Origin of the sequence: Qipengyuania gaetbuli (assembly GCF_020524765.1) — a bacterium.
Taxonomy (GTDB): Bacteria; Pseudomonadota; Alphaproteobacteria; order Sphingomonadales; family Sphingomonadaceae; genus Qipengyuania; species Qipengyuania gaetbuli_A.
In genome coordinates this window covers 38,279-59,339 of sequence record NZ_JAIVLR010000003.1, presented here as the reverse complement: position 1 = coordinate 59,339, position 21,061 = coordinate 38,279, and the positions used below count along the sequence as shown (strand labels likewise).

Sequence of the window (21,061 nt, the reverse complement as noted above, 5' to 3'; positions counted from 1 at the left end):
CAATGCAATTGGCAGGGACGGGGGCGCCTTTCGTCGAAAAGCGCCCCTGGCTCAGGTCACTCGGTCGGGAGGAAATCGGGCACCGACAGGTACCGCTCGCCCGTGTCGTAATTGAAGCCGAGCACGCGGCTGCCAGCAGGAAGATCGGGGAGCTTCTGCGCGATGGCGGCGAGCGTTGCGCCGCTCGAAATGCCGACCAGCAGGCCTTCGGTCACGGCGCATCGACGCGCCCATTCCTTGGCGTCTTCCGGGTCGACCTGGATGGCACCGTCGATTGACTGGGTGTGCAGGTTTTCGGGAATAAAACCAGCGCCGATGCCCTGGATCGGGTGAGGTCCGGGCTGACCGCCGTTAATGACGGGCGAAAGCGTCGGTTCGACGGCAAAGGCCTTCATTGCGGGCCAGCTTTCCTTGAGCACCTCGGCGCAGCCGGTCAGGTGCCCGCCGGTGCCGACGCCGGTAATCATCACATCGACCGGCGTATCCGCGAAGTCGGCGAGGATTTCCTTCGCGGTCGTGCGCTTGTGGACTTCGAAATTGGAAGGGTTGTCGAACTGGCTCGGCATCCAGGCACCTTCGGTCTGCTCGACCAGCTCCTGTGCGCGGGCAATCGCGCCCTTCATGCCGCCTTCCTTGGGCGTGAGGTCGAACTTAGCGCCGTAGGCGAGCATCAGGCGGCGACGCTCGATGCTCATGCTCTCAGGCATGACCAGCACGAGGGTGTAGCCCTTCACCGCTGCCGCGATGGCAAGGCCGATACCGGTGTTTCCGCTGGTCGGCTCGATAATAGTGCCGCCCGGCTTGAGCCGGCCGGATTTCTCGGCATCCTCGATCATGGCAAGGCCGATGCGATCCTTGATCGAACCGCCGGGATTGGCGCGTTCGTTCTTCACCCAGACCTCGTGGTCGGGGAACAGGCGCGCGAGGCGGATGTGGGGCGTGCCGCCGATGGTTTCGAGGACGGACTGGGCTTTCATGGGGTCTGCTCCTGCAGCTTTCCGGTGGGGGTATCTTCCTGCAATTCCTCGGGCGGGTCAAAGGTCCGCGTCGTTCGCAGGACTGGGAAAATTTTCGACCACAGCGCGACCGTGAGGATCGCACCGCCGCCGCCACCGACCACAGCCGCAACTGGCCCGATGGCGTAGGCGAGGCTGCCCGAGAAAAAATCGCCGAACTCATTCGAGGCGCTGATCGTCAGCAGGCTGACCGACGAGACGCGGCCGCGCTTGTCGTCAGGCGTATGGAGCTGGATAAGCGACTGCCGGATATAGACGCTGAACATGTCCGCCGCGCCCACGATGAACAGCATGGCAAGGCTGAGCGGCATGGACGTGGACAGGCCGAAAACGATCGTCGCTGCACCGAAGATGGCGACGGCCCACAGCATCTTGGGCCCGACATTGTTCTGCAGCGGCCGGAAAGAGAACCACAGCGCGGTCAGCGCCGCACCCACGGCAGGCGCCATGGCAAGCTGGGCGAGGCCGGTTTCGCCGACCTCGAGGATATCGCGGGCGTACACCGGGAAGAGCGCCGTCGCTCCGGCCAGGAATACTGCGAAGAGGTCCAGCGTAATGGCGCCGAGCACCATCTTGTTGCGCACCACGTAACGCAGGCCTTCGACCATCTGGTGGATAGGCCGCTTGTTCGCCTCGCGCGGGGGCTGCGGAACCTTCCCGATGAGCGACAGCGCGATCATGGAGACGAGGAACAGGACCCCTGCTGCCGCATAGGGAGAGAAGGGCTCGATAGCGTAAAAATAACCACCCAGTGCGGGCCCCACGATCATCCCGACCTGCCAGGAAATGCTCGACAGGGCGATGGCATTGGGAAGGATGGCCTTGGGCACGAGGTTGGGAGCAAGGGCAGAAAGCGCAGGTCCGGAGAAGGCTCGCGCTATCCCGAGCAGCACCGCGACAGCGAATATCCAGGCGAGCGAAAGCGTATCGCTCGCTGTCAGCCAAGCGAGCAGTACCGCACACACGAATTGCAGCGCTACGGTCAGGCGGGCGAGGTTGCGCCGGTCGAAATGGTCCGCTGCCCACCCCGAAAACGGGGTCAGCAGAAACAGGGGGACGAACTGGAGCAGGCCGATCAACGCCAGCTGGCCAGAAGCCTCTGCCACGCCCATCCCGCCATCGCGCGCGATATTGTAGGTCTGCCACCCGATGATCAGCATCATCGCATACTGGGCCAGCGTCATCGACAGGCGCGAAATCCAGTAGGCGCGGAAATTCGCGATGCGGAGCGGCGATCTGTCGGGGGAAGGGGGCGTGTCGGTCTCTCTCACGCCCAACGCATGGCAGGCGCCCCTTCGCTTGTGAAGAGACGCCTGCTTGCGCGTTCAGAAATGAATGTTGACCGCCTTAGCGCAGGCGGCGCAGGCGCGGGTTCGGCTGCAGCGTGTCGATCAGCGACAGGAAGTCGTCGACGCGGATGATGCGTTCGAACTGGAAGCCGGCGCGATTGTCGCGGCTCCAGATGCAATAGGCTTCTATGCGGCCGATGACGGGCAGACGAACCACGACGCGGTCGCCGCGCGCAACGTCCTGCGCATCGTCGATCATGAACCCGTTGGCCGAAATATTCGCGATATGCATGCGCATGTCGCCACGGCTGTGGTGTTCGGCGATAACCGGGTGGTCGACCGGGTGGCGCGCCAGGCGGCGCTGGTCGGTGACGCTGAGTTGTGCTCCGGCACTCATGCGAGACGATCCCTTGCTTTTGACAAACCTTATCCCTGCAACTTGCCCGCAAAAGGCAAATATCCGGTTAACCGAACTTGCAGGGTTAAAATGTTCTCAGCGGCGCAGGATCGCGTGCTTCTTCTTGCCCAGCGAAAGCTTCACCTCGGCCCCTTCGGCAATCTCGACCAGGTGGCCGGGGTCGGTGACCGTTTCGCCGTCCAGCTTGATCGCGCCTTCCGCCAGCTTGCGCTTGGCTTCGCCGTTCGATGCGGTGAACCCCAATGCCGTCAGGGCAGCCCCGATGCGCACGCCTTCTTCGCCCACCGACAGGGTCGGAAGATCCTCGCCAGCGCCGCCACCGGCAAAGGTTTCGGAAGCGGTCTTTTCCGCCAGTGCAGCAGCATCCGCACCGCGGACAAGCTTGGTCACTTCGTTGGCAAGAACTGTCTTGGCGCTGTTGATCTCGGCCCCTTCAAGCGCTTCGAGACGAGCGATCTCGTCCAGCGGAAGGTCTGTGAACAGGCGCAGGAAACGGCCCACGTCGCGGTCGTCGACATTGCGCCAGTACTGCCAGAAATCGTAGCTCGGCAGCTGCTCCTCGTTTAGCCAGACCGCGCCGGCGGCTGTCTTGCCCATCTTGGACCCGTCGGCGGTGGTCAACAGCGGGGTGGTCAGGCCGAACAGGTCGCTGCCGTCCATGCGGCGTGCCAGCTCCATACCGTTGACGATATTGCCCCACTGGTCGCTGCCGCCCATCTGCAGACGGCAGCCGTAACGCTGCGCCAGTTCGCGGAAGTCGTAGGCCTGCAGGATCATGTAGTTGAATTCGAGGAAGGTCAGCGGCTGCTCGCGCTCGAGCCGCAGATTCACCGAATCGAAGGTGAGCATCCGGTTGATAGTGAAATGCGGCCCGACGTCGCGCAGAAGCTCGATATAGCCGAGCTGGCTCAGCCATTCGTCATTGTTCACCATGACTGCATCGGTCGGCCCGTCGCCGAAGGTCAGCAGGCGTTCGAACACCTTGCGGATACCGGCGATGTTCGCGTCGATATCCTCATTGGTGAGCATCTTGCGGCTTTCGTCCTTGCCGGACGGATCGCCCACCTTCGTCGTGCCGCCGCCCATCACCACGATCGGCTTGTGTCCGGCCTGCTGGAGGCGGCGCAGCATCATGATCTGCACGAGGCTGCCGACATGCAGGCTTGGCGCGGTGGCATCGAAGCCGATATAGCCGGGCACTACCTGGCTGGCGGCGAGGGCATCGAGTCCCTCAACATCGGTGACCTGGTGGATGTAGCCGCGCTCTTCGAGCACGCGCAGGAGTTCGGATTGGTGACTGCTCATGACAGGGCGCCCGCTAGCAGGAACGAGGCCCCGTGCAAACGCATGAACTGATCGCCCATCCCGCCTTTCCACCCCTGGAGGTGTCGGGCGTGCAGGCGCGCATCATCGGCCGGGATGACGATTGGCTGCGACTTCGTTGGCGCGTGGAGGGTTCTTCGTGCCTCGTCGTGCCACAGTTCGCGGGCAGGGGCAGGGCCGACGAGCTTTGGAAAACCACTTGTTTCGAGATGTTTCTCAACCCCTTGGGAGGCGAAGCTTACTCGGAATGGAATCTCTCGCCGTCCGAGCGCTGGAACGCCTATGACTTCTGCGCCTATCGCGAGGGCATGTCCGAACGGCCCGTCCCGCGTGAGCCCGCGTGTACCATGCGGCTCGGCAGCAGTTTCGCCATTTTCGATGCTGCGCTCCCCAACTCTGCCTTGCCTGACGCCCCGAGCGCGATGGGCCTGACCTGCGTCATCGAGGAAGAGGGCGGGATCAAGAGCTTCTGGGCGATGGATCATGGGAAAGATCAGCCGGATTTCCACGATGCGTCTTGCTTCAAGGCGGAGCTTGGGCCACCCAACGCGGCATGAAATTCGGTATCGATCGCCTGCTCACACAGGCCGAACTTCGCGCCCCCCTCGAAGGCAAGCGTGTCTCGCTCGTCGCGCATCCGGCGTCGGTCACGGCGCAGCTCGACCATTCACTCGACGCGCTTATTGAGCGCGGTATCAATGTCACTTCCGCATTCGGTCCGCAGCACGGGCTCAAGGGTGACAAGCAGGACAACATGGTCGAAACCGCGGACGAAACCGATCCGCGCCACGGCATCCCCGTGTTCAGCCTGTATGGCGAGGTGCGCCGTCCGACCGGCCAGATGATGAGCACGGCGGACGTCTTCCTGTTCGATCTGCAGGACCTCGGCTGCCGTATCTACACCTTTGTGACGACCTTGCTCTACCTGCTCGAGGAAGCGGCCAAGGGTGGCAAGGAAGTCTGGGTTCTCGACCGCCCAAATCCCGCTGGTGGACCAGTCGAGGGCACGCTGCTGGTTCCGGGACAGGAGAGTTTCGTTGGCGCGGCGGCGATGACGATGCGCCACGGCATGACCATGGGCGAAATGGGCCGCTGGTTCGTCGACCATTTCAAGCTCGACGTCGATTATCGCGTGATCGAGATGGAAGGCTGGAAGCCCGGAAAGGCCCCTGGCTACGGATGGCCAGAGGATCGCGTGTGGATCAACCCCAGCCCCAATGCCGCCAACGTCAACATGGCCCGCGCCTATGCCGGCACTGTCATGCTGGAAGGCACCACGCTGAGCGAGGGCAGGGGTACCACCCGCCCGCTGGAGGTTCTGTTCGGCGCGCCCGATATCGATGCACCCGCGGTCCTGGCAGAAATGCGCCGCCAGGCCCCGAGCTGGCTGCGCGGCTGCGCCTTGCGCGAGTGCTGGTTCGAGCCGACCTTCCACAAGCACGCAGGAAAGCTGTGTAACGGCTTGATGATCCACGCAGAAGTTCCGTTCTACGACCATCATGAATTCAAGCCCTGGCGGCTTCAGGCACTGGCCTTCAAGGCCATCCGCACGCTCTATCCGGACTACGAGATCTGGCGTGACTTCCCCTATGAATACGAGTTTGACCGCCTTGCGATCGACGTGATCAACGGCGGCCCGTCACTTCGCGAATGGGTGGACGACAGCGAGGCCGAGGCAGGCGACCTCGACGACATCGCTTCCCGTGACGAGGCAGCATGGCGCGAAACGATCGCGCCGCATCTTATTTATAGCTGAGTGCCTACTCGCCCGCGGGACGGAGGAGATAATCCTCTGTCGGTTCAGGTAGTGGCCGCAGGTCGTTCACATCGCCATGCATTTGCATGACGGCACAGCCATCGACCCGCTTGTCGACGGCCGCGATCATATAGCCGTCCTCTCCGGTCGCAGGCCCTCGCTGCAAGGCAGGAAGCCCGCCTGTTTCGCGAACTTCGCGAATAACCTCGTTGCACCGGGCCGATTGCGGCTCGCGCAGATTGGGGATTTCGCCTCCGGGTTCCACCGCGCGCGGCAGGGGCTGCGCGCTGAGCACCAGTCCGGCTAGCGGGAGGCTTGTGAGGGCAAGGTAGTGCATAGGGCTTCCTTCCGCGGCGCAGAATACCGCAAAAGAAAAACCTTGGCAAACCTGCGGCTTAGCCCTGCTTCCGACTCAACTCGCGCATGGCGTCGTCGAGACCGTCCAGCGTCAGAGGATACATCCGGTCGTTGACCAGCTGCTTCATGATCTTGGTCGACTGGGAATAGCCCCACTGCTTTTCCGGCACCGGGTTCAGCCAGACCGTGGCGGGATAGGTGTTGGTGACCCGCTGCATCCAGACTGCACCTGCCTCGTCGTTCATGTGCTCGACGCTACCGCCCGGGTGGGTGATCTCGTACGGGCTCATCGCGGCATCGCCGACGAAGACGATCTTGTAGTCGTGGCCGTATTTGTGGAGCACGTCCCAGGTCTTGGTACGCTCCTGCCAGCGACGCTTGTTGTCCTTCCACACACCTTCGTAGAGGCAGTTGTGGAAGTAGAAGAACTCGAGGTTCTTGAACTCGCTCGTGGCGGCGCTGAACAGCTCCTCGGTCACCTTGATGAACGGGTCCATCGATCCGCCCACGTCGAGGAAAAGCAGCAGCTTGACCGCATTATGCCGCTCGGGCCGCATGTGGATGTCGAGCCAGCCCTGCTTTGCCGTGCCTTCGATCGTCGCGTCGAGATCCAGCTCGTCCGCTGCGCCTTCGCGGGCGAAACGGCGCAGGCGGCGCAGCGCCATCTTGATGTTGCGGGTGCCCAGTTCCTTGGTGTTGTCGAGGTTCTTGAACTCGCGCTTGTCCCAGACCTTCAGGGCGCGCTTGTGCTTGCTCTCGCCGCCGATCCGCACGCCTTCGGGATTGTATCCCGAATTGCCGAACGGGCTGGTGCCGCCGGTGCCGATCCACTTGTTGCCGCCCTGATGGCGCTTTTCCTGTTCCTCGAGCCGCCTCTTCAGCGTCTCCATGATCTCGTCCCAGTCACCCAGCGACTTGATCTTCGCCATCTCTTCCTCGGAGAGGAATTTCTCGGCAACGGCCTTCAGCCAGTCTTCCGGGATGTCGACCGGGTTCTGGCCGTATTCGGACATGATCCCCTTGAATACGCGGCTGAACACCTGGTCGAACCGGTCGATCAGGCCTTCGTCCTTCACGAAGGTTGCGCGGGAGAGGTAATAGAACGCCTCGGGCGTCTGCTCGATCACGTCTTTGTCGAGCGCCTCCAGCAGGGTGAGGTGTTCCTTGAAGCTGGCGGGAATGCCCGCGGCCCGAAGCTCGTCGACGAAATTGAAGAACATGCGAGCTTCCTAGCCTGCATCGGCGAGGCGGTGGAAGAGGGAAATCGTGGAAAGCCCTTAACCGGACAATAACCACTTCCGTTTAGACGATCCGCCGAACAGGGACAAAGGGATCGTCACACATGGAACTCACCGCGATTGATGCTGCGAAGGCGTCGAGCCTCGAATCAATTCCGGAGGCCTGCGGCAAGGTTACGGTCGGTTGTACCGACGTTGCCGGTATCGTGCAGGCCGTGATCGACAGTTCGGGCATCCTGCGCGCAGAGCATGCGGAACTGCAGGGCACGGTCCATGAACTTGAAAAGGATCAGCGCAAGGTCGCCGAGGCTTCCGACGAAGCCCGCCTGCTGTCCGCCCGCGCTATCGAGCGCCTCGGGCAGGGCACCAAGCAGATCCAGTCCTCCCTCAGCCAGATTACCAGCCTGCTCGATCTCGTGGAAACGCTGGCAACGCACGTGACCGGCTTCGCTGCGGCGATGGACCAGGTGAAGCGCTGTTCGCAGGACATCGAACAGATTGCCGAGACGACCAACATCCTCGCCCTCAACGCAACTATTGAAGCGATGCGTGCCGGTGACGCGGGCCGCACCTTCGCCGTGGTCGCCAACGAGGTGAAGTCGCTCGCCGGCGAAACCCGCAAGGCGACCGACGAAATCTCGGACGTGATCGAAACATTGGGTGCAGAAGCGGCCACAGTGATCGAGCGTATCGAGGCGGGCGCTAAGGCATCGAACGAGGCCAAGACTTCGGTCGCCAGCATCGATTCCACCATTTCCGGCGTGTCGCAGCTGGTCGAGGAAGTCGACCAGCAGAACGACCAGATCGCCCGTGCAACCGGCATGATGACCGAGCACGTCGACCGGGTTTCGTCCGTCATCGAAAGTTTCGACCGTGCTGCCAGCGAGAACGAGCAGCGCCTTGCGACCGCTCACGACCGCATCGAAGAGCTGGAGCTGACTGCCAGCGACATGTTCGACAAGCTGGTCAAGGCAGGCCTTTCGCCGGAAGACAGTGCGATGGTCGAACGGGCGCAGGAACACGCCAAGAAGATCGTCGCCCGCGCCGAAGAAGCCATCGCCAATGGCGAACTGACGGCCGAGCAGCTGTTCGACCAGAATTATCGCCCGCAGCCGGGTACCAATCCGCAGCTCTACCGCACCGGCCTCAGCGACTGGGCGGATGCCAACTGGCGTCCGATCAACGATGCCGTCGTGGGTGAGGGCGGCCATGTGATCATGTGTTCGCAGGCCGACATGAACGGCTTCCTGCCGACCCACGTCACCGCACACTCGCGTAAACCCATCGGCGAACTTGCACACGACACCAAGTATTGCCGCAACGGCCGCATCATCCTCGAAGGCGTGGACCTCGTCGCAAAGTCGACCAAGGATCCCTACACCATGGCCGTCTACCGCCAGGAAGGCGATGGCCGGAACTACGTGGTGGTCCGCAATGTCTACGTGCCGGTTTACATCAACGGCCGCCGCTGGGGGGATTTCGAGCTGGCCTACAGCTTCGGCTGATCAAGCTTGTCCCCCAAGGAGAAAGGGCGCGTTCCGCAAGCGGAGCGCGCCCTTTTCTCGTCTGGTCCTGCCAGTATCAGGGCTGGCGACGGGCCATGAACGCAAGGCGTTCGAACATCATCACGTCCTGTTCGTTCTTTAGCAGGGCACCGTGCAGCGGCGGAATGGCGCTGTTGGGGTTGCTGTCCTGCAGCACTTCCAGCGGCATGTCCTCGTTCAGCAGCAGCTTCAGCCAGTCGAGCAGCTCGCTCGTCGAAGGCTTCTTCTTCAGGCCCGGCACGTCGCGCAGTTCGTAGAAGATATCCATCGCCTTGCTGACCAGATTCTTCTGGATGCCGGGATAGTGAACTTCGATGATGTCGCGCATCGTCTCCCGGTCGGGGAACTTGATGTAGTGGAAGAAGCAGCGGCGCAGGAATGCGTCGGGCAATTCCTTCTCGTTGTTCGAGGTAATGACGACGATCGGTCGTTCCTTCGCCTCGATCCGCGTGTGCGTTTCGTAGACGTCGAAGCTCATGCGATCGAGTTCCTGCAGCAGGTCGTTCGGAAACTCGATGTCGGCCTTGTCGATCTCGTCGATCAGCAGGACGGGCAGTTCGGGGCTGGTGAACGCCTCCCACAGCTTGCCCTTCTTGATGTAGTTCGAGATGTCATGAACGCGCTCGTCGCCGAGCTGGCCATCGCGCAGGCGGGCGACCGCGTCGTATTCGTAAAGGCCCTGCTGCGCCTTGGTCGTCGACTTGACGTTCCATTCGATCAGCGGGGCATCGAGCGCCTTGGAAATTTCATGGGCGAGCACGGTCTTGCCCGTGCCCGGTTCGCCCTTGACCAGCAGCGGACGGCGCAGCGTGACCGCGGCATTGACGGCGACCTTGAGATCGTCGGTCGCGATATACGAACTGGTGCCTTCGAAACGGGTCTGGTCTGACATCGGTTTTCCCTTGCAACTTTACGTGTGCGTTAGGGGTAAGCGCCGGACCGTGCAAGAGTGCTCCGGCGCTCCGGTGCTTACGCCCGGTCGAGCGCAGCGATTTCCCGGTCGAGCTTGCGAGCGGCGTGCAGGTTGAGCCAACCAGCGAAGACGAAGAAGACGGCCGTCGCGGCGAACTTGAACCAGACGCCTTCCAGCGCGGCAGCCCACCCCTGAACCTCGGCCACATTGGCCGTGACGACGAAGTAGAAGCCGACGAGGCCGGGGACGAAGGGCGCGAGATACCAGGTCGGAACCCCGCGCAGCAGGTCGCGCTGACGGACGAGCTGGCTGCGCAGGTGATCCTTGCAGCTTGCTTCGGGGGAACGTGCCTGCGCGCTGCCGTCGCGGTGGAGCTTGCTCACCACGAAGATCGCGGCGGCAACGGTCATGGCGACGGTAGCGGAAAGCGCCCATTCGCCTTCGCCGGCAAAGAAAACTGCAAGGGCGCCGAACACTCCGACAACCAGTGCACCGGCGGCATATTCCAACAGGTTGCGGCGACGGATGCTCTTTTCGAACCGAGTGCTGCGTGCCCGGCACGCGCCCGGTTCGCTGAAATTCGCGTCGGAATTTTCACGGGTCCAGAAGTTGAACGGATCTTGGGTCATCGGATTGTCTCCTGGTGATCGGGGGTGCCGAACTGGTCGGCAAGGGCAGTCTTCAGCCGGTGGATGCGGGTGGCGACCGTGCCGGAAGCGAGGCCGGTCACCTCGGATATATCGCGGGCGCTTTCGCCTTCGAGCCACAGCAGCATCACCTGCGCATCCAGCGTCGGCAGCTGGCGGATCATCTCCTGGGCGCGTGCAACCGTGTGGCCTTCCGCGGCAGCACGTTCACCGCTGCCCAGGCTCGGCAATTCATCCGTTTCCTCCAGTGACACGGTAGGCCTGCGTCGGCTTTCGCGAAGGCGGTGCTCGGCAGCCACGTTGTGAGCCACGCGGTACACCCAGGTCTTGAGCGCACATTGTCCTTCGAACCGGGCGAAACTGCGGAAGAGCTCGCAGTGGATGTCCTGTTCCAGGTCGCGTGCCTTGTCGCCATCGCGCTCCATCGCGCGGGCGAGGCGGGCGATGGCCGGGGCAAATTGCGCCCCTGCCTCGCGATAGTATGCGTGTTGCTTTTCCTTGGTCATGTATCCTTAGTCCGCCCCCGCGCGTATTTCTTACACGCCCACCGAAAAAAAGCGCCAGTCGAAGGAGCACCGATGCCGACCGAGAACCTGACCATCGCCACGCAGGCAGGCCATGAACTGACCGGCTCGCTCGAGCTGCCGACCGGCCTAGTGCGCGGTGCAGCGCTGTTCGCGCACTGCTTCACCTGCACCAAGCAAAGCAAGGCGGCGGTTGCCGTAGCCCGAGCGCTGGCGAGCGAAGGGATTGCTACGCTGCGGTTCGACTTTACCGGACTCGGCGGCAGCGGCGGCGATTTCGGGCGTGCCGGTTTTGCGGCGGACGTGTCCGACCTGGTCGAGGCGGCGGACCAGCTTCTCGAGCGCTTCGCACGGCCGATCCTGCTGGTCGGCCACAGCCTCGGCGGGGCAGCGGTCCTCGCCGCTGCGGCCGAGATCGGCTTCGACCGGATTGCCGCGATTGCGACCGTCGGTGCCCCGTCCGACGTTCCCCACGTCCTGGGCAATATCGACGGAGACATCGACGCGATCCGCGAGCAGGGAGAAGGAGCGGTGCGCATCGGCGGACGCGAATTCACCCTCGGGCGCGAATTCATCGAAAAGGTGGAGAACGTGGACCTGCTTGCCGAAGTCGGACGGCTGCGAAAGCCGCTGCTCTTCCTCCATTCGCCCACCGATGCGGTGGTCGGGATCGAACATGCCAGCGCACTCTTCCAGGCCGCCAAACATCCTAAGAGCTTCGTAAGCTTGGAAGGTGCCGACCACCTTTTGCTTGACGAGGAGGATGCCCGCTTTGCCGCCAACGTAATTGCAGCCTGGGCGCATCGTTACATACCGCTGTCCGCCGATTGGCCAATGCCGGAAGAAGGGATCGTTGCCTGCACCGGCCACGGCAAGTTCGGAACCGAGGTCCACACCGTCTCGCACCAGTTCATCGCCGACGAGCCCAAGAGCTATGGCGGGGACGACAGCGGACCGACGCCCTACGACCTGCTGAATGCCGCGCTTGGCACCTGCACGGCCATGACGATGAAGATGTACGCCGACCGCAAAGGTTGGCCGCTCGAAGCTGTCCGCGTCCACGTGACGCATGAGCGCGATCACACGACGACCTGTTCGCACGCCGAGGCCATGGCGGAAGGCATGCAGATGCAGGCGCTCAACCGAACCATCACGATACGCGGAGAAGAACTGGACGATGAGCAGCGCGCGAAGCTGATGGAAATCGCCGACAAGTGCCCGGTACACCGCACATTGGAGGGCGAACTGCACATCCACACGCGCATCGGGGAGTAGACGCTACTCTAAGGTGTAGATCGTCCCACCATAGATATCGAGAAAGCTAACCCGCAGGCTGACCGGCTGTTCGGTCATGGCTTTCGTAATGCGATAGGTCAGCCTCTTGCTCGATTTGTCATAGCCCGTCACTTCGATCTCGGCACAGCCGAATTTGTAGGTGCGCGGCAGGCGGTTCGTCTTGAGGCCGGTGTCGATCGGAATGCTTGCCTCTCCGCAGGCTCCTCCGACAAGGCTGGTCACGACCTCGTCGTATCGTCCCCTTGCGCCATTTGTTTGGGCCTGGAACACCTGGCGTTGGGAGAGCAGGCCAAGGGCGCCGAGCGAGCGCGTTCGATCTTCCTGCTTCGCGACAATACGCCAGCGCGCCTCTCCGATCGGCACCATTTGGGCGGCTTTGTAGGTGAGGGGTTCGAGCGGCTGAGGCAGGGCAAACCTACCCGACCGGTCACCGGGCGCGAAGACGTTGTCGAAGCTCCCATCGCCATCGGTGTCCATGAAGCAAGCCCGCAAATCTTCGCCGAGCGGGAAATCTGCTGCCGCAGGGCCATAGGTTTCCCCGGCCTTTTCAGTGAGCGTGAACTCCCGCGTGCAATAGGCCGCGACCCCGGGAAGGGCGCGTGGGTCGCCCGGTATCATGACCGCCTCGCGGAGCAGGGCAAGCATGTTCGCCGGCACCCATGCAGGAGTTTTACTCTGCTTCGGAGCGGTAATCGTCGCTGCAGATTTGAAGACGAGCGCAAGGTCGAGCACCGGATCTCCCAATGCAACGGTCCGTTCTTCGGGACCTGACGCATGATTACGATCATCGACCAGCAGTATCGGAGCCAGCTTCAGCGCGGGAAGGTCCTGTGCGCTTGCGACGTGGGCCGTAGACAGCGCCAGCATGGCGCCAAGGCATTTCGCTTTCATACTTCCCTCACCCCTCAACCAAACAATGCCAGGGTTGACAGGCCAAGCCATGCCAGCAACCCGATCAAAGTGGCAAAGCGCCAGACGAGACTGGCACCTGCCATGCCCCTGTTCATCGTGTTATGCCAAACGAGACCGCTTGCCAGCAAAGCGCAGCCAAAAACGAGAAGGTGGGGTAACGCAAGCCAGCGTTGGCCAATTACGAGAACAACGATTTGCAAGGTCATCTGCATGAACATTGCTCCGGTGAACCAGACGATCGGCACCGGGCGATAGGCCGCGTCTGGCACTTCCCAATCCGGAAGCGAGGCATCCGGGCGCGAAATCCTGCGGTCCGCATAGATGATGTCTTCTTCGCGAGGGTCGGGAAAACCCTTGTCAGGCATCGATCATTTCGCGGTCGAATTCGCCGGCGTTGTTCTGGATGAAGTTGAACCGGTGTTCCGGGTTGCGCCCCATGAGCTGATCGACCAGTTCCTTCACCACGGCGCGCTGTTCGAATTCCTGCGGCAGGGTGATGCGGATCAGGCTGCGGCTTTCGGGATCCATGGTGGTTTCCCGAAGCTGCTGCGGGTTCATCTCGCCTAGGCCCTTGAAGCGGCCGACCTCGAACTTCTTGCCCTTGAAAACCGTCTCCTCCAGTTCCTTGCGGTGCGCGTCGTCACGGGCGTAGCGGCTCTCCTTGCCCGATGTCAGGCGGTAGAGCGGGGGCTGGGCGAGGTAGAGGTGCCCGTTACGCACGACTTCCGGCATTTCCTGGAAGAAGAACGTCATCAGCAGCGTCGCGATATGCGCCCCGTCCACGTCCGCGTCGGTCATGATGATGATGCGGTCGTAACGCAGGTTTTCGGGATCGCAGTCCTTGCGGGTCCCGCAACCCATGGCGAGCACGAGGTCCGCGATTTCGCTGTTCGCGCGGATCTTGTCGGCGGTGGCCGACGCGACGTTCAGGATCTTGCCGCGGATGGGCAGGATCGCCTGCGTCTTGCGATTGCGCGCCTGCTTGGCGCTGCCGCCTGCGCTGTCGCCTTCGACGATGAACAGTTCCGTATCGCCGTCGCCTTCGCCCGAACAATCGGTGAGCTTGCCCGGCAGGCGCAGCTTCTTTGCGTTGGTTGCGGTCTTGCGCTTGATCTCGCGTTCGGCCTTGCGGCGCAGGCGCTCGTCCATACGCTCCATGACCTGTCCGAGCAGCGCCTTGCCCCGGTCCATGTTGTCCGAGAGGAAGTGGTCGAAATGGTCGCGTACAGCGTTCTCTACGTAACGAGCGGCTTCCGGGCTTGTCAGGCGGTCCTTGGTCTGGCTCTGGAACTGCGGATCGCGGATGAAGACGCTGAGCATGACCTCGGCCCCGTTCATCACGTCGTCCGCACTGATGTCCTTAGCCTTCTTCACGCCGGTCAGTTCGCCGAAAGCGCGCAGTCCCTTGGTCAGCGCGGCACGCAGGCCTTGCTCGTGCGTACCGCCATCGGGGGTGGGCACGGTGTTGCAGTACCAGCTGAACGAACCGTCGGAGAACAGCGGCCATGCGATGGCCCATTCCACGCGGCCCTGATCGTCGGGGAAACCCTGGCTGCCCGCGAAAGGCTGGGTGGTGACGCATTCGCGCCCGCCGATCTGTTCGGCGAGATGGTCGGCCAGGCCGCCGGGGAACTTGAAGACTGCCTCTGCAGGGATGTCGTCGCTTGCGAGACTATCCGCGCAGCGCCAGCGGATTTCCACGCCCGCGAAGAGATAGGCCTTGGAACGGGCCAGCTTGAACAACCGCTTGGGATTGAACTTGCGGTCCCCGAAAATCTCGGTGTCGGGGATAAAGGTGACTGTCGTGCCGCGCCGGTTGGGAGTGGGGCCGAGTTCCTCGATCTTGCCGACCGGATGCCCCTTGGAGAATTCCTGCGCGTAAAGCTGCTTGTCGCGGGCGACCTCGACCCGCGTCAGGCTCGACAATGCGTTCACGACGGACACGCCGACCCCGTGAAGGCCGCCGCTGGTGGCATAGGCCTTGCCCGAGAACTTGCCGCCCGAGTGCAGCGTGGTCAGGATAACCTCGAGGGTGGACTTACCCGGATATTTCGGATGCTCGCCAACCGGGATCCCGCGGCCGTTGTCGCTGATGGTGACCCGGTTGCCTTCGTCGAGCCGCATCTCGATGCGGGTGGCATGGCCGGCGACGGCTTCGTCCATAGCGTTGTCGAGCACTTCGGCGACGAGGTGGTGAAGGGCGCGGTCATCCGTTCCGCCGATATACATACCCGGGCGGCGGCGCACCGGTTCGAGGCCTTCAAGGACCTCGATGGAGGATGCGTCATAGTCGCCGCTCGAAGTGGGCGTATTCTCGAAAAGATCGTCGGACATGGTGGTGGCTATATCGCGCGCGAATCCGCCCGCACAAGCGTCCCGCTTACGTTATCCGCCTGTCAGAAGCCCGTCGGTGCTGCCGATACCGTCGTGAAGCTGCCACCCTGGACCTTGCGAACCTCCATCGCCCGTTCGACCACGCCGTTGCGGCGGAAACGGAAGGGGCCGTCCATGCCGTCGAAGCCCCCGTCCTGGAACAGCACATTGACGGGGAAGGGCTGACCCACCTTCCACTCGCGCGCTGCGCGCAGGGTGAGGAGGACACCGTCATAGCCCAGTGTCGCAATCCGGTAAGGCTGTCCTCCGAACCGGGCTTGGTAGGAGGTGACGAAATCGGGATAGCGCTTGTCCGTGACTGCCGAGAACAGGGCGCCCGACAGGGCGGAAGAATCCAGTAACGCGCTTTCGCCTGCCCAGCGCTCCGTGCCCAGAAGACGGACAGATGACCCTGCCACGGCCTCCGCGCCCCGGATCGAGGGGGTGCCGCCATCGGCGATAAGCACGGTATCGAAGCTGCCCTTGGCCTTCAGGCGGCCGCCGGCGCTGACCACCGAGGTGTTCGAACGCGCATATCGCTCGGTTGCGACAAGCGTTCCGCCATAGCTTGCAAGGGCGCTTTGCATGGCCGCTTCTGCGCGACGACCATAATCGCTGTCGGGCGCAAGGACGGCGAAATTGCGCGCACCGATAGAGCGCGCGTATTCGACGCCCCGGTCCACCGATTGTTCGGGAATGTGGCCCATGACGAAAACGCCGGGGGCCGCGATCGATGTGTCGTTGGAAAAGCTGATGATCGGCACGCCGGAATTGGCGACCACATTGCGGACCACGGCTGCATTGCTGCCCAGCAGGGGGCCGAGGATCAGCTTGTTCCCATCCGCCAGCGCCTGCCGCGCTGCCGCCTGAGCGCCGCGCGAGGTGTCGTAGGTCGTGATCCGGAGATTGTCCGCATTGGTGTCGAGGATCGCCATCGTCGTTGCATTGGCGATCGACTGGCCGACTTCTCCGTTCTCTCCCGACAGGGGAACCAGCAGGGCAACGCGGTGGCGTTTGGAATCTTGGGGCTGGGAAGTCGCGCTCGGCTCGGGCGTCGGCGTGGGGGTCGTGGGCTGGCCGCTCTTGGGAATGATCGAGCAACCTCCCAGCAGCACGGCACCCGTCGCCATGATGAGGTTTCGCCGGTTCATAAATGCCAATGCCATGCTTGCCGCGTCCCTTGTCGGTGTTCATGAAGGGGTGTGAGCGATCCCGCCCCCCAGACTTCCGACCAGAGCCTTACACCGGGGCTTTACCTTGTTGCCACCCCCATCGGGAATTTGGGTGACATCACCGTGCGGGCCGTGGACATACTGTCACGCTGCGACGGAGTCGCCTGCGAGGACACCCGCGTCACCGGCAAGCTGTTGAAGCATCTCGGTATCTCCAAACCACTGTGGCGCTACGACGACCACAGCGAACACCGCGACCGCTCGCGCCTGCTGGACTCGATGCGCAGCCGCGCCGTGGCGCTCGTCAGCGATGCCGGAACCCCGATGGTGAGCGATCCGGGCTACAGGCTGGTCAACGACTGCCGCGAGCAGGGTATTCCCGTGACCAGCATCCCCGGACCATGTGCGGCGGTGGTGGGACTAACGCTGTCCGGCCTACCCAACGACCGGTTCCTGTTTGCCGGTTTCCTGCCGACGAAGGACAAGGCCCGCCGCGAGATGCTGGCCGAAATGGCGGCCATCGACGCAACGCTGATCTTCTACGAAACCGCGCCGCGCCTGCTCAAGTCGCTCGCCGCGATCGAGGATGTGATGCCCAAGCGTGAAATCGCGGTCGCGCGCGAGCTGACCAAGCTCCACGAGGAATGCCGGCGCGGCTTCTCGGCAGGACTGATGGCCTATTACGACGCCAATCCGCCCAAGGGCGAGATCGTCCTGCTGATCGGTCCTCCCGAAGCCCAGCAGGCCAATGAAGCAGATGCCGACGACATGCTGATCGAGGCGCTGGCCACGATGAAGCCATCTCAGGCGGCAGGTTATGTTGCCAAGGCGACGGGGCTCGACCGCAAGGCGCTTTACGCAAGGGCGATGGACCTCAAGCCGGGATGAAACGGCAGATCGCCGAGAAAAGCGGGCGCGACGCAGAGGCGAGGGCGGGCCTGTGGCTCAGGGCGAAGGGCTGGCGCATCCTCGACACGCGCGTGAAGACGCCCGCCGGCGAAATCGACCTGGTGGCGAAACGTGGCGCGACCATTGCCTTCGTCGAAGTGAAATGGCGCGCGCGCCGCGATGACCTCGACCTCGCCATCGACGAACGGCGCCTTGCCCGTGTCGCGGCGGCAGTCGAAGCGGTCGCCCACCGCTACGCCACGCATGGGGAGGATATCCGCATCGACGTCATCCTCCTTGCGCCCGGCGCATTCCCTCGCCACATCGCCAATGCCTGGCAACCCTGAAGGATAATCCATGCCCTTACGCGTCGCCGTCCAGATGGACCCGCTCGAAAGCATCAATATCGCGGGCGACAGCAGTTTTGCCCTGATGCTTGCTGCACAGGCGCGCGGACACGAGGTCTGGCATTACGACGTCACTACGCTTGCCTATGAAAGCGACGGCACGCCTGCCGGGCGCATTACCGCCCATGCCGCGCCCGTGACGGTGCAGCGCGTGGCTGGCGACCACTTCAAGGCGGGTGAGCGGCGCCGTATCGACCTTGCGCAGGACATCGACGTGGTGCTGATGCGGCAGGACCCGCCGTTCCATCTCGGCTACATCAGCTCGGCCCTGCTGCTCGACCGGTTGAAGGGCACGACGCTGGTCGTCAACGACCCGCGCGAAGTCGTGAACGCGCCCGAAAAAATGTTCGTGCTCGATTACGCCCGCTTCATGCCGCCGACGCTGGTTGCGCGAAAGCTGGAGGATATCCGGGAATTCCAGAAGAAGCACGGCTCGGTCGTCGTGAAACCGCTGCATGGCAATGGCGGCAAGGCGATCTTCCGGATCGATGCAGATGGCACCAACCTTTCCGCCCTGAGCGAGGTGTTCAACCAGACCTGGCCCGAGCCGCACATGGTCCAGCCCTTTCTTCCCGAAGTGGCCGAAGGCGACAAGCGCATCGTCTTGATAAACGGAGAATTCGCGGGTGCAATCAATCGCTTCCCGGGCGAAGGTGAGTTCCGTTCGAACCTTGCGCAAGGCGGTTATGCAGAAGCGACGACATTGTCGGAGCGCGAGGAAGAGATTTGCGCGGCCATGGGCCCCGAACTCAAGCGGCGCGGGCTCGTGTTCGTCGGTATCGACGTCATCGGAGGCAAGTACCTGACCGAAATTAACGTCACCTCGCCGACCGGGATTATCGCCATCGACAAATTCAACGGCACCGATACGCCCGCACGCATATGGGATGCGATCGAGCGCCGCCATGCGGCAATGTAATCAGTCGCGGTCGCGCGGATGGGCGTCGCGATAGGTGTCGAGCAGACTGGCTGCATCGACTTTCGTGTAGATCTGCGTCGATCCCAAGCTCGCATGACCGAGCAGTTCCTGAAGGCTACGCAAGTCCGCACCTGCGCCAAGCAGATGGGTGGCAAAACTATGCCGCAAGGCATGAGGCGTCGCCGTGTCGGGCAAGCCTAGCGCGCGGCGGGCCCGCGCAGTCGCTTTTTGGACGACGCCCTGCGATAGCGGGCCACCTTTCGCACCGCGGAAGATCGGCTCTTCACGCCCGGTGGGCCACGGGTTGAGATGGCAATATTCCTCCACCGCCTCGCGCACGATTGGCAGGATCGGCACGACGCGTTGTTTCGAGCCCTTGCCGGTCACGGTCAGCCGCTCTCCAAGCGGCAGGTCTGCCCCGGTCAGGGATAGTGCCTCCGAAATGCGCAAGCCCGCTCCGTAAAGCAGCAGCAGAACCGCCCGGTCGCGTGCACCGATCCATTCCTCAGCGGCCAGCGCGTCCACGGTTTCTGCCAACCCTTGCGCGTCATCCGGCGACACCGGGCGGGGCAGGCCCTTCTTCAAGCGCGGCCCGCGAAGGCGCGGGGGCTGCGTGACGTCATGCCCGGCTTGTGCCTTGGCAAAGGCGATGAAGCCTTTGAGCGCGGACAGCTCCCGCGCCGCCGATGCATTCGCCAGCCCGTCGCTGCGCCGCGACGCCAGGTGTGCCCTGACTTCCTGCGCCGACAGGGCCGCGACATCCTCGAAAGTTTCGAGGTTCAGGTGCACCATCAGTCGCCGGGAGGCAGCTGCATAGGCACGAACCGTGTGTGCCGAGCGTCTCTGGGCGAGGGCAAGATGGCTCTGCCATGCCTCGAGGCATTCGGAGCTGCTCACCCCTCGACCAGCTCCGCGGGAACAAGCTCGCCGAGCAGGGCATCAAGCAGCGGCATTCCCGCTTCGGTGACGCCGATCCGCTCGTCCTTCGACCATGCGAGGCCGAGGTCGCGGTAGAGCGCCAGCTTGGCGTCATCGACCAGGTCTTCCTTCGCGACGCCGAAGCGGCGGGACATATCGTCGAGGTCGACGCCTTCATTGAGGCGCAATCCCATCAGCAGGGCCTCCGATGCCTGTTCTCGCAGGCCAAGCGTCCTCGCCTCGGCAATGCCGTCACCCTGCGCCTCCACCGCGGCGAGGTAATTCTCCGGTTTCTTGTGCCGCGTAGTCGCTACGCCGCCGCGTCGTCCGTGTGCGCCGGGGCCGATCCCGCAATAGTCCTGGTATCGCCAGTATGTGAGATTGTGCCGGCTTTCCTGGCCCGGCCGCGCGTGATTGCTGATCTCGTATGCCGGCAGGCCGGCAGCGGCGGTCATCTCGCGGGTCAGGGCGAACAGGTCGGCTGCGGGGTCGTCTTCCAGCGGCGTAAAAACACCCCGCCGCACGTCTGTGGCAAAGCGCGTCGTGGGCTCGATCGTCAGCTGGTAAAGCGAGAGATGGTCGGTCCCGAGTGCCAGCGCCTGCGCCAGTTCTTGCTCCCAGTCACCCATCGACTGGCCGGGCCGCGCATAGATGAGATCGATGGAAACCCGCTGGAAATGGCTCTGAGCAGTCTCCAGCGCGTCGAGCGCTTCCTGCGCGCCGTGCAGCCTGCCCAGAAAACGGAGCGTTTCGTCGCGCAATGACTGAACGCCCAGCGATACGCGGTTCACTCCGGCGCTTGCCAAAGAGGCAAAATTCGCCGCTTCGACAGACGACGGGTTGCCTTCCAGCGTGATCTCGATCCCGTCCTCGAAGCCCCACAAATGCTCCGCTTCCTCGAGCAGGCGTCCCACCAGGGCAGGAGGCATGAGAGAAGGAGTTCCCCCGCCAAAAAAGATACTTGCGAGCCGTTCCTGCGACCCGACCTCACCTGCTTCGCGGCGCACGTCGGCGAGCAGTGCCGCTTCCCACGCGGCCATGTCTGTGCGTTCGCGCACATGGCTGTTGAAGTCGCAATAGGGGCACTTCGCGAGGCAGAAGGGCCAGTGGATGTAGAGGGCTTTGGCCAAGTGTGCCTTCAACGAACTTTA

At 63.1% G+C, this 21,061-nt stretch carries 22 protein-coding genes; 7 read left to right on the top strand and 15 right to left on the bottom strand.

The genetic code is table 11. The annotated features are described in order from the left end of the window. Positions 1 to 56: 56 nt before the first annotated feature. The 4 genes from cysK to tyrS all read right to left on the bottom strand — a co-directional run bounded on the left by cysK (position 57) and on the right by tyrS (position 4,028). Positions 57 to 977: a cysteine synthase A gene (cysK, locus tag LC083_RS13500; protein ID WP_160607151.1), complete on the bottom strand. Its 921-nt coding sequence runs from the start codon at positions 975 to 977 to the stop codon at positions 57 to 59. Further along, entirely contained in the window at positions 974 to 2,287 is a 1,314-nt protein-coding gene (locus LC083_RS13495) for an MFS transporter (RefSeq protein ID WP_226700856.1), read from the bottom strand. The genes cysK and LC083_RS13495 overlap by 4 nt, the downstream gene beginning before the upstream one ends. Before the next feature lie 76 nt (positions 2,288 to 2,363). Then, the gene (locus LC083_RS13490; RefSeq protein ID WP_160607149.1) at positions 2,364 to 2,702 is read right to left on the bottom strand and encodes a PilZ domain-containing protein; all 339 of its coding nucleotides are present in this window, start codon (positions 2,700 to 2,702) and stop codon (positions 2,364 to 2,366) included. Between the two features lie 96 nt (positions 2,703 to 2,798). Further along, positions 2,799 to 4,028 (bottom strand): tyrosine--tRNA ligase, encoded by a 1,230-nt coding sequence (gene tyrS, locus LC083_RS13485; protein ID WP_226700855.1) that lies wholly within the window; start codon positions 4,026 to 4,028, stop codon positions 2,799 to 2,801. Positions 4,029 to 4,060: 32 nt separating this feature from the next. Between tyrS and LC083_RS13480 the strand changes: the two genes are divergently transcribed. Both LC083_RS13480 and LC083_RS13475 read left to right on the top strand, forming a co-directional pair. Beyond that, positions 4,061 to 4,603 (top strand): DOMON-like domain-containing protein, encoded by a 543-nt coding sequence (locus LC083_RS13480; RefSeq protein ID WP_226700854.1) that lies wholly within the window; start codon positions 4,061 to 4,063, stop codon positions 4,601 to 4,603. Then, the gene (locus tag LC083_RS13475) at positions 4,600 to 5,802 is read left to right on the top strand and encodes an exo-beta-N-acetylmuramidase NamZ domain-containing protein (protein ID WP_226700853.1); all 1,203 of its coding nucleotides are present in this window, start codon (positions 4,600 to 4,602) and stop codon (positions 5,800 to 5,802) included. Before LC083_RS13480 ends, LC083_RS13475 begins: the two co-directional genes overlap by 4 nt. A gap of 4 nt (positions 5,803 to 5,806) precedes the next feature. On the opposite strand, the gene LC083_RS13470 is transcribed toward LC083_RS13475, so the two are convergent. Both LC083_RS13470 and LC083_RS13465 read right to left on the bottom strand, forming a co-directional pair. After that, the gene (locus LC083_RS13470; RefSeq protein ID WP_226700852.1) at positions 5,807 to 6,139 is read right to left on the bottom strand and encodes a hypothetical protein; all 333 of its coding nucleotides are present in this window, start codon (positions 6,137 to 6,139) and stop codon (positions 5,807 to 5,809) included. Between the two features lie 58 nt (positions 6,140 to 6,197). Continuing rightward, a complete protein-coding gene (locus LC083_RS13465) occupies positions 6,198 to 7,379 on the bottom strand; it encodes a vWA domain-containing protein (protein WP_226700851.1) in 1,182 nt (393 codons plus the stop codon). Between the two features lie 122 nt (positions 7,380 to 7,501). Between LC083_RS13465 and LC083_RS13460 the strand changes: the two genes are divergently transcribed. Next, positions 7,502 to 8,902 (top strand): methyl-accepting chemotaxis protein, encoded by a 1,401-nt coding sequence (locus tag LC083_RS13460; protein ID WP_222553295.1) that lies wholly within the window; start codon positions 7,502 to 7,504, stop codon positions 8,900 to 8,902. Between the two features lie 76 nt (positions 8,903 to 8,978). On the opposite strand, the gene LC083_RS13455 is transcribed toward LC083_RS13460, so the two are convergent. The 3 genes from LC083_RS13455 to LC083_RS13445 form a co-directional block, all read right to left on the bottom strand. Beyond that, positions 8,979 to 9,833, bottom strand: coding sequence for an AAA family ATPase (locus LC083_RS13455; protein WP_160607142.1), 855 nt, complete (start codon positions 9,831 to 9,833; stop codon positions 8,979 to 8,981). Between the two features lie 77 nt (positions 9,834 to 9,910). Continuing rightward, positions 9,911 to 10,483 carry a hypothetical protein gene (locus LC083_RS13450; protein ID WP_226700850.1) on the bottom strand — a complete coding sequence of 191 codons (573 nt, stop codon included), beginning with the start codon at positions 10,481 to 10,483 and terminating at the stop codon, positions 9,911 to 9,913. Next, positions 10,480 to 11,007, bottom strand: a complete 528-nt coding sequence (locus LC083_RS13445; protein WP_226700849.1) for an RNA polymerase sigma factor — start codon at positions 11,005 to 11,007, stop codon at positions 10,480 to 10,482. Before LC083_RS13445 ends, LC083_RS13450 begins: the two co-directional genes overlap by 4 nt. Before the next feature lie 72 nt (positions 11,008 to 11,079). Between LC083_RS13445 and LC083_RS13440 the strand changes: the two genes are divergently transcribed. Next, positions 11,080 to 12,300: a bifunctional alpha/beta hydrolase/OsmC family protein gene (locus tag LC083_RS13440; RefSeq protein ID WP_226700848.1), complete on the top strand. Its 1,221-nt coding sequence runs from the start codon at positions 11,080 to 11,082 to the stop codon at positions 12,298 to 12,300. A gap of 3 nt (positions 12,301 to 12,303) precedes the next feature. Here the strand turns inward: LC083_RS13440 and LC083_RS13435 are convergent, their stop codons facing one another. From LC083_RS13435 to LC083_RS13420, 4 genes are all read right to left on the bottom strand, one after another. Continuing rightward, a complete protein-coding gene (locus LC083_RS13435) occupies positions 12,304 to 13,263 on the bottom strand; it encodes a hypothetical protein (protein ID WP_226700847.1) in 960 nt (319 codons plus the stop codon). Beyond that, positions 13,227 to 13,598, bottom strand: coding sequence for a hypothetical protein (locus LC083_RS13430; RefSeq protein WP_226700846.1), 372 nt, complete (start codon positions 13,596 to 13,598; stop codon positions 13,227 to 13,229). The genes LC083_RS13435 and LC083_RS13430 overlap by 37 nt, the downstream gene beginning before the upstream one ends. Beyond that, a complete protein-coding gene (gene parE, locus LC083_RS13425; RefSeq protein ID WP_226700845.1) occupies positions 13,591 to 15,567 on the bottom strand; it encodes a DNA topoisomerase IV subunit B in 1,977 nt (658 codons plus the stop codon). The genes LC083_RS13430 and parE overlap by 8 nt, the downstream gene beginning before the upstream one ends. Before the next feature lie 62 nt (positions 15,568 to 15,629). Next, positions 15,630 to 16,772, bottom strand: coding sequence for a penicillin-binding protein activator (locus LC083_RS13420; RefSeq protein ID WP_226700844.1), 1,143 nt, complete (start codon positions 16,770 to 16,772; stop codon positions 15,630 to 15,632). Positions 16,773 to 16,808: 36 nt separating this feature from the next. Here LC083_RS13420 and rsmI point away from each other — a divergent pair, with 36 nt between their 5' ends. Genes rsmI through gshB form a run of 3 tightly spaced genes read left to right on the top strand, consistent with a single transcriptional unit; the run spans position 16,809 to position 18,992 of the window. Continuing rightward, on the top strand, positions 16,809 to 17,666 hold the full coding sequence (gene rsmI / locus LC083_RS13415) for a 16S rRNA (cytidine(1402)-2'-O)-methyltransferase (RefSeq protein WP_226700843.1): 858 nt from the start codon (positions 16,809 to 16,811) through the stop codon (positions 17,664 to 17,666). Further along, entirely contained in the window at positions 17,663 to 18,013 is a 351-nt protein-coding gene (locus LC083_RS13410; RefSeq protein ID WP_222553303.1) for a YraN family protein, read from the top strand. Before rsmI ends, LC083_RS13410 begins: the two co-directional genes overlap by 4 nt. 10 nt (positions 18,014 to 18,023) lie before the next feature. Beyond that, complete coding sequence (gshB, locus tag LC083_RS13405; RefSeq protein ID WP_226700842.1) at positions 18,024 to 18,992, top strand: glutathione synthase; 969 nt, start codon at positions 18,024 to 18,026, stop codon at positions 18,990 to 18,992. Here the strand turns inward: gshB and LC083_RS13400 are convergent, their stop codons facing one another. Together LC083_RS13400 and hemW are read right to left on the bottom strand one after the other, a co-directional pair. Continuing rightward, positions 18,993 to 19,889, bottom strand: a complete 897-nt coding sequence (locus LC083_RS13400; protein WP_226700841.1) for a tyrosine recombinase XerC — start codon at positions 19,887 to 19,889, stop codon at positions 18,993 to 18,995. Continuing rightward, the gene (hemW, locus tag LC083_RS13395; protein WP_226700840.1) at positions 19,886 to 21,040 is read right to left on the bottom strand and encodes a radical SAM family heme chaperone HemW; all 1,155 of its coding nucleotides are present in this window, start codon (positions 21,038 to 21,040) and stop codon (positions 19,886 to 19,888) included. The genes LC083_RS13400 and hemW overlap by 4 nt, the downstream gene beginning before the upstream one ends. Positions 21,041 to 21,061: the final 21 nt, after the last annotated feature.